The organism is Pseudomonas sp. FDAARGOS_761 (assembly GCF_013343155.1).
GTDB classification, from domain to species: Bacteria; Pseudomonadota; Gammaproteobacteria; order Pseudomonadales; family Pseudomonadaceae; genus Pseudomonas; species Pseudomonas aeruginosa.
In genome coordinates this window covers 420,975-434,381 of the sequence record NZ_CP054572.1, presented here as the reverse complement: position 1 = coordinate 434,381, position 13,407 = coordinate 420,975, and the positions used below count along the sequence as shown (strand labels likewise).

The following is a 13,407-nucleotide window of genomic DNA, read 5'->3' as shown; positions in this document are numbered from 1 at the left end:
GTCAGTTCTCCGCCAGCGCCACGTGGGCGCGGTCGAACAGGGGCTTGAACAGGTAGTTGAGCAGCGAGCGCTCGCCGGTGCGGACGAACACCTGCACCGCCATTCCCGGGCGGATCTGCAGGCCCTTCAGCTTGCCCATCGCGGCCGCGTCGACCTGGGCGCGCAGCGCGTAGTAGGGCTGCTTGTTCTGCTCGTCGAGCAGGCGGTCGGCGCTGACCATGGTCACCTCGCCGGTGACCCGCGGGGTCTTGCTCTGGTTGAAGGCGGTGAACAGCATCTCCACCGGCAACCCGCTGTGGATCCGGTCGACCAGATTCACCGCGAGCTGGCCCTCCACTTCCAGGCTGTCGCTGTTGGGCACGATGTACATCAGCAATTCGCCGGGGCCGATCACCCCGCCATCGGTGAACACCTTCAAGCCGGCCACGTAGCCGCTGACCGGCGCGCGGATCTCGGCGTGCCGCAGTTCGTAGCGCGCCGAGGACAGCTCCTCCCAGAGCGTCCGCGCATTGACCTGGGTTTCCGCCAGTTGCCCGTTGACTTCCTTGCGGTACTCCTCCTCGCGTTGGGCGATGCGCATCTGCGCCTCGGCGATGCTCTGGCGGATCTGCCCGAAGCGACCGCTGCTCTCCGATAGCCGGGCGTTCACCTCGGCCAGTTGGCGCTCCTGTTCGAGCAACTGGTTGCGCGGCATGTAGCCTTCTTCGGCGAGGTCGCGCGCGCCGCTCAACTGGCTGTTCAACAGGCGTTGTTGCAGGCGCTGGTTGCCCTCGGTCTGGCGCAACCCTTCGAGCTGGGCGCGCAGCCCCTCGATGTTCGCCCGCAATGCGGAGAGTTCGTTGGCCAGCGCGGTCTGGCGGCTGTGCAGCAACTGCCGCTGCAACTCCAGGCGCTCGCCGAGGGTCGGCAGCGGGGCCTGCTCGGCCAGCCCCGCGGGCATCTCCAGGGTCCGCCGGCCGTCGTATTCGGCCTGTAGGCGCGCCTGGTTGAGCCGCGCGTTGGCGTACCGGTTGAGCAGCGAATCGACGTTGGCCCGGGCCTGGGTCGGCTCCATGCGGATCAGCGGCTCGCCCGCCTCCACATGCTGGCCGTCGCGCACCAGGATGTGCTTGACCACCCCGCCCAGCGGATGCTGCACCGACTTGCGCTGGCCGGAGATGATCACCGTGGCCGGCACCGCCACGCCCTGGTCGAGCGGCGCGAAGGCGGCCCAGAGCAGCGCACCGCCGAAGCCGAACAGGACCAGCAGCCAGCCCAGTCGCGCATAGGCGTTCTCGTCGCGTTTCACCGTGCGGGTCATTCCACACCTCCCTGGCGCGGCGCGGCCACCACCTGCGGCGCGCCGTAGCCGGCCACCCGGTAGTCCGCGCGCTGCTGCGACGCCGACGCGGCGCGCTGGTTGTTCAAGGCGGCGAGCACCTGGTCGCGCTCGCCGTACAGGTGCAACTGGCCGGCGTTCAGCGCCAACAGGCGGTCGGCGCAACCCAGCACGCCGGCCCGGTGGGTGATCAGCAGCACCGTGCAGCCACGCGCCTTGAGCGCCTGGATCGCCGCCAGCAGCGCCTGCTCGCCGCTGTCGTCGAGGTTCGAGTTGGGTTCGTCGAGCACCACCAGGGTCGGCGCGCCGTACAGCGCCCGGGCCAGGGCGATGCGCTGGCGCTGGCCGCCGGAAAGCCCGGCGCCGCCGACGCCGAGCACGGTGTCGTAGCCCTGCGGCAGGCGCAGGACCAGTTCGTGGACCCCGGCCAGGCGCGCCGCCTCCACCACCTTGTCGGCCTGCACCTCGCCGAAGCGGGCGATGTTTTCCGCCACCGTGCCGGCGAACAGTTCGATGTCCTGCGGCAGGTAGCCGATGCGCGGGCCGAGGGTCTCGCGCTCGTACTGGCGGATCTCGGCGCCGTCCAGGCGCACGCTGCCGTGCAGGGTCGGCCAGATGCCCAGCACTACCCGCGCCAGGCTCGACTTGCCGGAGCCGGACGGACCGATCACACCGACCACCGAGCCGGCCGGGATCGCCAGGGTCAGGCCACGCAGGGTGCGCGCCTCGCTGCCGGGCGGCGCCGCGTCCAGCGATTCCAGCAGCAGGTGGCCACGCGGCTCGGGCAATTCCATGCGCCGCTCGCGGGCGGGGAATTCGTCGAGCAGGCCGCTCAGCCGGCGATAGGCATCGCGCGCCGCGCCCCACTGCTTCCACACGCCGATCAGTTGGTCGATGGGCCCCAGCGCACGGCCCATCAGGATCGAGCCGGCGATCATCATCCCCGGGGTGATGCGTCCCTCCACCGCCAGCCAGGCACCGAGGCCGAGCACCAGGGATTGCAGGGCGATGCGCAGGTATTTGCTCAGCGCGTTGATCCGCGCCGCGCGCTCGCTGGCCAGGCTCTGCTGGTCGAGGAACGCCTGGTGCAGCCGTTCCCAGCGCCCGCGCATGCTGCCGAGCATGCCCATCGCCTCGATCACCTCGGCGTTGCGCAGGTTGTTGCTGGCCAGTTGGCCGGACTTGATCGACAACTCGCCGGCCTTGGCCAGCGGCGCACGGGTGGCGCGTTCGTTGAACCAGGCGAGGGCCATCAGGGCCAGCGCGCCGACCAGCGAGAGCAGGCCGAGCCAGGGGTCGAAGAGGAAGATCACCAGCAGGTAGACCGGGAACCAGGGCGCGTCGAAGAAGGCAAACAGCGCCTGGCCGGTGATGAACTGGCGCAGGGTGGTCAGGTCGTGCAGCGCCTGGCTGGCCTCCTGGCCGCCGGCGCGCAGGTTGCGTTCGAAGGCGGCGGCGTAGACCCGCCCGTGCAACTGGCCGTCGAAGCGTTCGCTGACCCGCACCAGGACGAAGCTGCGCAGCGCCTCCAGCGCGCCCATGAAGACGAACACGCCGAGCGCCATCAGGGTCAGCATCAACAGGGTGACTTCGTTGGCCGAGGACAGCACGCGGTCGTACACCTGCAGCATGTACAGCGAGGGCACCAGCATCAGCAGGTTGATCACCCCGGAGAACGTCGCCACGCTGCGCAACGCGCCACGGCTGGCCGCCAGTGCCTGCCGAATCTCACCATATTTATTTATTTCCATTTTCGCCCTACCAATTCATATCGAACATATATTTACCAAAAGCTCAAAAATAAAAGCGAAAGATAAGCCTATGAAAAATAATTTAATAGCAAAAAATGTTGCTGACGATATCTATCGCCAGCAACACACTAGAGCATTTACGAAATCACAAAGGATTGTGCAGAGATCTGTTCGACCGCAACTCCGATGAAAGTGATTGAACCGTCCCCAACAGATAGGAACGCTCCTTCTTCACCCTGTACAATAGAACCAAGAACCTCTTCTTCCGTTGCGAATACGCTCGAAGAAAACTCAACAATATCGACACCATTTCCGTGAATATTGAAATCGGTAATTACATCGTTTCCAAACCCACGCGAACCAAAGGAGAAAGTATCACTCCCGACCCCGCCACTCAGATAATCGTCACCCACTCCGCCTACTAAACGGTCATCGCCCGCCCCACCGAAGAGTTGGTCGCTACCTGCACCACCAAATAACAAATCATTTCCCGATCCGCCATGCAACAGATCATTACCGGCCAACCCAGAGATACTATCATCTCCATCCAGCCCAAAGATCAGGTCGCGCTGAGAACTACCAGCCAAGGTGTCATTGCCCTCTACGCCTTGAATGGAAGACTGGTATTCCTTGTCTCGACCAAACAATGCATTAGATTCCAGCTTCGAGCCCAACACATCATATGACGGCGTCAGCACCGTAGAGACCTGCTTGATAATATTTCCAATAATAGGAAGCGTCGAAAGGGTCGTGACAGTTTCTGTCTCGAACTCTACAGTCTCGACACCAGAGAGTTCCTTGAGGCCATATTTTCCACCACTGTCATACAAAAAGAGCGTGCCATCATTCAGACGTACCGCCTCATAGTTTGCTGCATCTCCCGACAAATAGACTTTATCTTCCCCCACTCCTCCTGCAACTAAATCAGTACCAGTGGACAAGCGGAACTGATCACTACCTTGGAAACCATCAAGAAAGTCATCACCGGCTCCATCCTGCAGCTTGTCCCCATTTTCGGTTCCAAGTAAAAACGCCGGCTTTCCATAGTGATTAGAAGTTGAAGTATCTTTATCGCTTACCCAGGAGGTCAAACGACTCACGGCATCTAGGTTACTAAGCACTACGACACTGTCTCTTTCAATATAATCATAGAAAGAAGACTCACCTATGCGCTGAATGGGATTGGTAAATACCCCTCCAACATGAGCAGACCATCCGGTCAGGTTGGCTACCGAAAATACGCCATAAGGCCATACCGGCAAAGAGTACAACGTATCAAATAGTACGATATTGTCAGTCGTAGAAACATACGACGTATCGTTACCAGTAAGAGCATTAAGCAGTGCAGGAGCGAGACCTTGCGCATCATCTCCAACGGCTCGATAGACCACATCATTTTCAAAACCAAAATTGAAAACCCCCTCACCATCACTGATTACAGGAGACTCTGCGCTGACAAATGATGCATCTTTGTAAAAACCATCAGACAGGCTCTCTCGCTGCGTATAAAAATTATTTACAGCAGCCGCTCCCAAGCTATACCCGGTCACCACAACATCAGAGCCACCCAGACCATTGCCTACCGCATAGTCCTTTACGGCACTCAGAAGATATTCAAAAGAGTTAATGTAAGTCCCGTTCGCCATTTCCACATATCCAGGAACCAGATCCAAAACGGAGCTCGTCCCAGCGACAGAGAATGCGACCTTTACCAGCGCGCCGCTGTCATTAAACTCCCCCAGAATCTTTGCTTGAGATCCCAAAAGACTCTCACCTTTGAAACTTCCGGTAATGTCCAACCTATCTTCACTCAGCCCAAGCTCAGATGGCGTCAACTCTCGCCATCCGGCAGGTGGAAGAAAGTTATTCGTAGCATTGTCCACTACAAGAGAAGGAATTTTATAAAGCTCTCCCGCAGCGGCGATACCGTTCGTATAGGCAGAGATGGTCCATGCATCAGAAATCAGTTTGCGTGCGTCCTGCCCCTTGTAATCAAAAATTGCCATATTTCCTCCTAGCATAACCAAGTAAAAATCAAGAATTAAGAAGCGCCGAAATGGCAAGATGATATTCACGGTGAAGTGTTACAAAAAGCAAGCTAGCAGAGACTATCAAAACTTCGCCCTAGCAAATGCAACCATTTGTTTTTATTGAAAAAAAATAATGTTCAATTTTTTAGATCGAAAAGTATTCAGAAACGAAACCAACCTTCTTTGGAAGAGCCACGGATAAAAATAAAAATTGCGAGCGGCATAAGCAGCCAATTAAGATCTTTACAGAGACCTTTGAAATTGCGAGAGAGAAACGGCAGCACTGCAGAAACACCAATACTTTAGCCTGAGGTACAAAAAGCCGTTTATTTGAGAAACTGAATTTATAAAAAAGCGGATCTACATAGATAGACCCGCCTTCCTAAAACGGAAAAGAATTATTTTTTCAAGGCATTCTCTGCTGTCGTTAGCCTTGGATTGATACCATCAATCCAAGCATACCCTTGATCTTTCACCGTAGAAATGTACTTCGAACTATTAATATTCTGATCTCGATAACCCGATCCCGAGTTGAAAACTCCAAACAGCCCCTTTATTGCTTGAACCTTATCATCGGTTATATGACCAGCCCTATGACTAACCAAGTATGAAATATTCTTTATAGGATATCTATCGGTCGGGTAATTTTCAGGCTTAACAATTGTCATAAGCCCATTTGAACCTTCAGGAATATTGGGAATAGAGGAAAAATTCATAGCGCCGCGTGTAGCCGATGTCGACGGTTGATTTGTATCATTCTCCGCTTGATCGGTAACATATGCAGAAGAAGGTAGGAGCAGAGGTGTAAGCATACCTTTGAACGGATCCTGCCCATCAACCAAGAAGTACCTGGATGATACCGCTGCAGCAGCTACTACGTATCCGATAGCACCGTTATTCTGGTTAGTCTTTATCACTACATCGTTGGCATTCCGTCCCTCTATGACGGTAGGTCTTTTACTTGAATCTTGAGCTGTAGCAGTGGAAGCACTAAAAACTGTATGAACAGTAAAGTAACGATCCCCCTGCAGTATCGGCTTTCGTCTATTTAAGTAGTTAAATAGGCCAAAAGTATCGCCATTCCGCCCTTGTGGAACAGACAATTTAATGGGGCGACTGGGCAAAGTGATTAGCGCACCAGACCCATTTCTCAACGGCAGGTTTTTCCAATCGGTAATTTCACCTGCGAACACTTTTGCCAAATCTCCAGTGGCAATATTTACGCTATCCTGTCCATCCAAGTCGGAATTACTAAAGACAATAGCAATACTATGGGCCATGACAGGAGTTTGTACTATAGACTCCCGACGGGTCTTTACAGGGCCATTGTCAATAAACGCTTTGTATTCAGCTAGAGTCAGTGGGAAGTCTATCGCAATGAGATCGACACCTTGATCATCCTTTTGAATAGCTCCAATACTACTATCCTTGCCATTTGGCGTATATCTAAAGCTCAGTTTAAAGGGTACATTACTGGCATCAGCCCCAAATTTGCGCTCAGCCTCCGCCGTGGCAGCATAAGCATTCAGAACTGACTGTGAACCAGTAGAACTCCCCTCCGTTACCGTCGGAATCGGCTCGCTAGTTTGCGTCGGAGCTATCTCTTTATTTCCCAGAAAGGCATATGCCAAGCCAGACTCACCATAGATAACAACCTCCGTCGGTGCAGCATAAACAACGCCTGCCAAATATGGCCCTACACCTAGAACCCCAACAACCATAGCATGGCGTAACTTCAACTTTAACATCTTCATAGATTATTACTCCAACGTTAGAAACACTCATCAACACCTCTAATCAAGTTATAAAGCATCAGGCATCAAGTCCAGTAAAAAAAGAATAGCTATCATGCCCCTAACACACTGATTTATCTAATATTTTCTCCGCTCATCAACAAACAAGTACGCAACAAACAAAAATTCAGAACAAAGACATCTCACCTAATCAGATGCTTCAGGGACTCCCCATCAGCCATCTGGAATAGCCTAAAAAACCAAAACTGAACAACAGTTTATTCGTACCACCCCAAGAAGCCAACTCAACGCTTTCTAAACCATTAGAAAAACAGCAACTTAGAAACTAGTTATCAATATTTCATAAAAGCCATTTCCTAAAAAAAAGAAACTGACAAATCTGTAATTGGATCAATCCGGATAAAGCTAATAAAACAGTAAATGCGATACCCATCAAAAGCCATCCTGGAGATGATCCATGTCAAAAGCATCAACTCTAAAAAGTAGCTTACTAGCAGCAATTCTTAGCTATGCAAGTTTAAGCGAAGCAAGCCCACGCCAAGAATCAGGAAAAGCTCTACAAGATCTAGCCGACACACTAGTCTGGACATCACTTGAACAATGTGCCGTTACCTATAACCTTATTAGTGATCAACTGAGCAAAACTCAGGCCGCTATTGGTCAAGCGCGTACCAGCGCCCCCTGGGACAATTACCTAACCCTCTTCATAGACAAGCACTTAAACAGCAAATTTTCATCTCTTTCTGAGGAAATTCAATATCTCCGCAACCGCTGTATCGCCACAGACTATGACGGTTCATCTAGTAGCCTAGAGCGTCCCAGCCGCCTCCAGCAAATGCTTCAAGAATGGAGGTCAACAATCCTTTGGGCTCGCGAAGCAATTTTGAATAATTACCAACCCAGAACAGAGCAAGTGCTAATGAGTGAAACACTGGTTCCACCACGCACTCCAGAACCTTTGCAAAAATTCCGGGACTGTGCAGATGTGTATTGCCAGGAGATGGTCATAGTGCCAAAAGGTAGTTTCATTATGGGGGGCACCAATGAAGAAGCTATTAGTGAAGGAGTAAACGCTACCGTAGCATCATGGGAAAGGCCTCAACATATGGTTACTATCCAGAAACCATTCGCGATAGCAACGACAGAAGTCACTCTAGGAGCTTTTAAAGAGTTCATTCGTGAGACGAACTACGCACTCCCTCAAGGCTGTACATCACTGAAAGCGCCTTCTGACCCAGCAACAGGATTAGCTACTCTAGCTTTTATTGAGGATTATAACTATGAAAATCCCGGGTTCTCACAGGACAATGACCATCCCGTAGTTTGCGTTCGCCGCGAAGATGCTAGAGCCTACGCAAACTGGATATCTAGAAAAACAGGAAAAAACTATCGACTACCAACGGAGGCGGAATGGGAGTATACAACCAGAGCAGGAACACAAACTATATACTTCTGGGGAGACGATAAGAATGAGGCCTGCCTCTATGCAAACGTCTATGATCATAGCAGCGATGCAGAAAATCTCTATGGATACCAGCGTTTCGAATGCAGCGATTCTTTCCCATATACAGCTCCAGTAGCATCATTCCTGCCAAACAATTTTGGAGTATATGACCTTCTAGCCAATGCTCGTGAATGGGTTGATGATTGCTGGCATTATAGCTACCAGTCCGCCCCCACAGATGGATCTCGCTGGGGATCTGAAAATAATGGTCTCTGTCGATTCGGTGTTTTACGAGGCGGAGCCTGGGCTTACAACACATTCAATGTAAGGGTGGCTTATCGAAATGCTTACTTCTCATCTCAGGCCCGTGCATCCATGTGGGGCTTCCGTCTAGCCCGCGAAATCTAACTATCATAGGTGCATAGTCTAATGGAGCAATTCTAGCAGGGATGCTAATTCTCAGGAAAGAATTGCATTTAAAGACAGCCTCTAGCAGTCTCTCGCTTCTACTACGACATACATGCTTATTGTAGTTATAATAGCTATAAAAAACACGGTTCCTCACGGAACACCGGGGATTCAGCTTTGATCTTCATGAAGAAGAACTCGCTGTCCCGGTACCCATAGGACATACGCTTGATCACCTTGATGCGATTATTGATGCCTTCCAGTTGGCCGGTGTGCATGGGCCAGCACACGCGACTGAGGATACCAAGCCAGTACCTGCTCAGACGTTTGGCAAACTGCATCAGTGCGAGGATCTGGCTTTCCTGGGCGTACCTGAGCCATTGCCGTCAGGCCGCTCGCCACTGCTAGGCGTCGCCTGCCGTCCATAGCATCTTGAGCTGGGTCTTCATCAGGTAGATGGCCATCAGCATGCGGTTGGCGTTGAGCAGATCCTGCAGATGAATTTGCTGCTCGGAGTGGCACAGGTTTTCCGGGTTGCGCAGCAGAAGCCAGCGCGCCTGCTTGATCACCCAGCGCGCCGGTTTATCGTGGCGCAGCCGATTGGCCTCATCCAGGCACACGCAGTCGATGACTTCCCGGCCGTATTTCGCCACCACATGGAAGAGGTCGTACACTACCCGGATCTTGAGGCAGTGCTGGCGGACTTCCAGGTCAAAGGCAGTGTTCATGTCCATGCCCATCGCCTCGATACGGGCGTAGCCCTGCGCTCCCAACTGCTCGAAGAAGGACCGGACGGCCTCGCGTCTGCGTCTCTCGCCAATCCAGAGGACGCTTCAGCTTTCGGCGTCCAGCACGGCATAGCGATGCCCCTTGTTAGAGGGCGAACTCGTCCATCACCAACCGTCTGGGCTCCGGCGCTGAAGCGTGGCCAGCCTCGCCTCGAGGGTGCTCCATTCGAGCAAGCGCACAGTGCTCCAATGCAGACCAAACATTTCGACCGCATGGCGGACGGGCAACCCGCACCATAGCGCCACGGCCTCGACCAGGCGCAGGGACAGGCGGGCATGATGCTCCAGCCAACTGACCCACTCGGCACGACGGTCACAGCCGCTACAGGCCATGCGCCACAAGCGTACTCGCAACAGCCCCGGTCGCCCCAGCATCGGCAGGTAGCGGATGCGCCACGAGCGGTATTCGTGAACGGACGGGCATAGCCCCAACAACCGCCACAGCGTGGTACTTGCAGCGGAAGCGGGCGGCGGTCAGCTCGGTCTCAAGCGTTTCGGTTTCGGAGCCGACGGAACCAACAGCCCCCTCCCAAAACGAAAGGGAAACGGTAACATTCGGCATCAGAACAGCGGTTTCGGTTTAAGAGCTTGGTCACACAAACATCTTTAACCAAATCGCCGTTCTTTTTTAGAGCCCCGAAATCTATGAAGAACCAAAAACAAGCATGAAGAGGTTTACCTCTCCATGCTTTAGAGATCATGCTATAATATCTGTGACTTCGACCTGCCCGATCAACTGAACTATGAAATCAGATGAACTATCTCCAGTGAAATCAATAGACAGACTTCCAGAATTGCTGGTTTGATCGTAGCTCAATATTGCCTGCCCCGATACATTACTGAAAGCATCGACATATAAAATTCCAAAGCCCCCACCAAAGAGAGTTGAAATATCAATCTTATCCTGCCCGCTTGCAAAGTCCCGGATGATATCAATACTGTTCACTGATGAGTCAGACAACTGGGTGTAGGTAAATACATCAGCACCCTCTCCTCCCCATAGATTGTCTGCTCCCGCTGCTCCGACCAACACATCGTCTCCCTGGTTGCCATAAATACTGTTTCTCGCAGAATTTCCTTGAAGAATAGTTCCTGCTGAGCCACCTCGGATCTCTAATGCAAGATTATCATATGCTTCAATAGAATTTGGATTAGCAATATCTAGAAAAATCTGAGTATGTGAGTTATTACCACCCGCATCATCCCATTTCGGCAGTACATATTGATCTGTAAAACTCTCGCCTGAAAGGTTAGTATCTAAGAAAGAACGCAGAGGAAAAGCCCCAGACTCGCTGAAAAAATAATCATTCTCTGCTACAAAATTACTGGTATAACCTGCTAAAGAAGCACTATTTCCAAAATCAGCATCTATTGCCGCCTTAGCATTCTGAGCTGCAAATGTATAGGTTTCTGGAATGACTCCCCCCTCTGCAATGACCTTAGCCAAAGTATAATTTGCCAATGCCCCCCCCATAGAATGCCCTGAGAGTTTTAATGCAAAATCCGTATAGATACTAGCGGCCTCGTGATAGTAATTCGCAGCCAGTTCAGGCTGGCTCCCAGCGCCACTATTGATACTGAGCACTTCAAATATATCCACTCCACTGGCCCCCTGGTTCAGGAAAACCGCGTCAGTTACATTACCATTAATGTCAAGCTTCTCCACCACAGCGGCATCATAGTTGCTCTGAGAAATAACCCTAGCCAATCTGAATAATCCAGATCCCTCAATGGAAAAAAGTTCTCCTTCGGAAAAGCTTCCCCACGCCAGGTTTAAGAAGCTCAATTCCTGAATGGCAAATTTGGAACTACTTACATCAAAATTTGGCTTATTCATAAACAACCTCGCATGCTATTAAAATTAAAAGATCCGCCAACCACTGATTTCTTGAAATCATTCAAACCACCAAGTCGGACGCAAATGCTTGACCGATTATCTGCAAAGCAAAATCTGCCTGACTATCGCCGGTGAAATCGACTGTCAGATCGCTCGTATTAATCATTTCATCAAAGCTCAGGATAATCTGACCTACTGCATTGGTGAATGAGTCGACAAATGCTAAATTTACTCCACCTTCACCAAACCCAAGCATACCTGACAGATCAATTTTGTCCTGTCCGCTGGTAAAATCTAGAACTTTATCAAGCTGAGAGGCCGTCGACTCAATAATACTAGTAAAAATAAATGTGTCGTCGCCTTCGCCACCTACAAGTAGATCAGCCCCCAAGCCTCCCCAAAGTACATCATTACCAGCGCCACCCACCAAGTTATTAGCTACATCATTGCCAACCAAGATATCATCACCTCTACCGCCGATTGCATTCTCCAGCGTCACTCCCTGTGCTATAGACACATTTCCTAGCAGCCCTCCAACATTGGAAAAGGAAGCCTCGTTCAGGTTGATTTTCTGATCTTCGCTAAACCCTGAAAAATCAAAAGTATCAACTCCACCAGCATCCCATACCGAAAAAATCGGACTACTATCATCAGAAGAAACACTATAAAAGTCCCGAGTCGTATTGGAGTTGAATCCATAGACCGTGTCTCCAATTCGAGTCGTCATATTGGCTCCATATAGCAATTGAATAGCTGCAATATCATCCATCTGAGGGGCAGACCCATAATTTTGAACCTGTATACCCACAGTCCAGAAAAGAATCTGAATTTCTTGTAAACTAGTATAGTTCTGCCCTGTTTCTGATTCGCTCCAGTAACTCATGACTGAGTTGGCCCTCGTGTCTTGAGCATATGAAGCATCTGCATAGGTAGGATTACCTGCGCCTGCATTATAATCCCCTGGATGACTCAGCCCTAACTGGTGACCGATCTCATGGGTCAATGTAGTACGCCCATAATTATTCAACCCAGGATCGAGATTTATATCACTATTTAAGAACCAGGCTTGCCCTTCATAAATCCCTCCTGTTACTGGCAGAAAAGCAAACGCAGTCCCCATACCAGAGTTAGTGAACCCACCCAATGTTAGGTCACCTGTCACGCCTTCAGCGGCCTCGCTAAGCTCAACATTAGCAATGTCAGCCCATGACTGCATAGACAGTCGAGCCTGAGCCTTTTGCTGCTCCGTAAATCCGACAAAGTCCCCCATATTGACCTGAGGATCTTCAAACAAGCTTGAAGCTTCCGTGCGGAAAGAATAGGTAAGCCGAACAACACCATCATCACCTGCCACTCCAGCAGCATTTCCAGCCCGCGCAACCTGCTCAGCCGCCTGAGCAACGGTATAAGAAGGCTTACCATTCAGTAGACTATCTCCAGTGCGAGAGAACTGATTGAGAAATGTACTAATCAGGTTGTAATCATTACTTTTACCACCAGACACCAAACCCTGGCCAACAGAATCATATACCTTTGCCATGCTTTTTCTCCTAGTGAACTTTTAAAACATCCGAGGTAGCGAGAAACCTCATTCGAAAAAATCTCAGCACCCAAGCAACCATAGCGGTATCGCAATGAGAATTCTAGATCACAGAGAGAAACTATTCGTTCTATATTTTAGAACTAACAGAACATAAACAGTGAACAGAACATCAATATAAATATCAACAAGAAACCCCACAATTTAAATTAATGCACTTGCAACGGCCAGTAATCTACGCTCATAGACGTATAATTTAAAAGTCCTCACCCAAACATCTTGAAACCCCTATCAGATACATGAATATAATATAACCAGAAGTCAGATGAATTCCTCAGAAACGTCACAAAGAGCGTGAGCCCATGGCGGTGAATTGCAAGCCCGCCACATGAATTACAAGCTCGTTCGCAATTAATGTGAGCCTGCCCCTACCGTCAGTCGCAGATGATCTGAGACCCAAATCGCGCTGATTGTGACCTGCCCCCCCCCGATTTCAGTACCACGTCAAACTTAGTAGAGTCCGTTTTCCGAGCAGAA

Annotated in this window: 7 protein-coding genes and 1 pseudogene; 1 reads left to right on the top strand and 7 read right to left on the bottom strand. The window is 51.5% G+C overall.

Annotated features, from left to right (window positions below; genetic code table 11):
* Position 1 precedes the first annotated feature (1 nt).
* The 4 genes from aprE to FOC67_RS02010 all read right to left on the bottom strand — a co-directional run bounded on the left by aprE (position 2) and on the right by FOC67_RS02010 (position 6,853).
* Positions 2 to 1,300, bottom strand: coding sequence for an alkaline protease secretion protein AprE (gene aprE / locus FOC67_RS02025; protein ID WP_003082540.1), 1,299 nt, complete (start codon positions 1,298 to 1,300; stop codon positions 2 to 4).
* Positions 1,297 to 3,069 carry an alkaline protease secretion ATP-binding protein AprD gene (gene aprD, locus FOC67_RS02020; RefSeq protein ID WP_174707702.1) on the bottom strand — a complete coding sequence of 591 codons (1,773 nt, stop codon included), beginning with the start codon at positions 3,067 to 3,069 and terminating at the stop codon, positions 1,297 to 1,299. The genes aprE and aprD overlap by 4 nt, the downstream gene beginning before the upstream one ends.
* Positions 3,070 to 3,206: 137 nt before the next feature.
* Positions 3,207 to 5,144 carry a calcium-binding protein gene (locus tag FOC67_RS29800; RefSeq protein WP_305965285.1) on the bottom strand — a complete coding sequence of 646 codons (1,938 nt, stop codon included), beginning with the start codon at positions 5,142 to 5,144 and terminating at the stop codon, positions 3,207 to 3,209.
* Positions 5,145 to 5,497: 353 nt separating this feature from the next.
* Entirely contained in the window at positions 5,498 to 6,853 is a 1,356-nt protein-coding gene (locus FOC67_RS02010; RefSeq protein ID WP_009316316.1) for a substrate-binding domain-containing protein, read from the bottom strand.
* A 457-nt stretch (positions 6,854 to 7,310) separates the two neighbouring features.
* On the opposite strand from FOC67_RS02010, the gene FOC67_RS02005 reads away from it, so the two are divergent.
* The gene (locus FOC67_RS02005; protein WP_009316315.1) at positions 7,311 to 8,705 is read left to right on the top strand and encodes a formylglycine-generating enzyme family protein; all 1,395 of its coding nucleotides are present in this window, start codon (positions 7,311 to 7,313) and stop codon (positions 8,703 to 8,705) included.
* A 134-nt stretch (positions 8,706 to 8,839) separates the two neighbouring features.
* Here FOC67_RS02005 and FOC67_RS29645 read toward each other — a convergent pair.
* From FOC67_RS29645 to FOC67_RS01990, 3 genes and pseudogenes are all read right to left on the bottom strand, one after another.
* A pseudogene (locus FOC67_RS29645) lies at positions 8,840 to 9,478 on the bottom strand (transposase).
* 712 nt (positions 9,479 to 10,190) lie between these two features.
* On the bottom strand, positions 10,191 to 11,330 hold the full coding sequence (locus tag FOC67_RS01995) for a M10 family metallopeptidase C-terminal domain-containing protein (RefSeq protein WP_009316312.1): 1,140 nt from the start codon (positions 11,328 to 11,330) through the stop codon (positions 10,191 to 10,193).
* Positions 11,331 to 11,391: 61 nt separating this feature from the next.
* Complete coding sequence (locus tag FOC67_RS01990; protein WP_009316311.1) at positions 11,392 to 12,870, bottom strand: serralysin family metalloprotease; 1,479 nt, start codon at positions 12,868 to 12,870, stop codon at positions 11,392 to 11,394.
* Between the last annotated feature and the right edge of the window lie 537 nt (positions 12,871 to 13,407).

What these genes read in the sequence shown, in the direction of transcription:
- aprE (WP_003082540.1), bottom strand. Translation starts at nt 1,300, where the DNA reads ATGACCCGCACGGTGAAACGCGACGAGAACGCCTATGCGCGACTGGGC.
- aprD (WP_174707702.1), bottom strand. Translation starts at nt 3,069, where the DNA reads ATGGAAATAAATAAATATGGTGAGATTCGGCAGGCACTGGCGGCCAGC.
- FOC67_RS02010 (WP_009316316.1), bottom strand. Translation starts at nt 6,853, where the DNA reads ATGAAGATGTTAAAGTTGAAGTTACGCCATGCTATGGTTGTTGGGGTT.
- FOC67_RS02005 (WP_009316315.1), top strand. Translation starts at nt 7,311, where the DNA reads ATGTCAAAAGCATCAACTCTAAAAAGTAGCTTACTAGCAGCAATTCTT.
- FOC67_RS01995 (WP_009316312.1), bottom strand. Translation starts at nt 11,330, where the DNA reads ATGAATAAGCCAAATTTTGATGTAAGTAGTTCCAAATTTGCCATTCAG.
- FOC67_RS01990 (WP_009316311.1), bottom strand. Translation starts at nt 12,870, where the DNA reads ATGGCAAAGGTATATGATTCTGTTGGCCAGGGTTTGGTGTCTGGTGGT.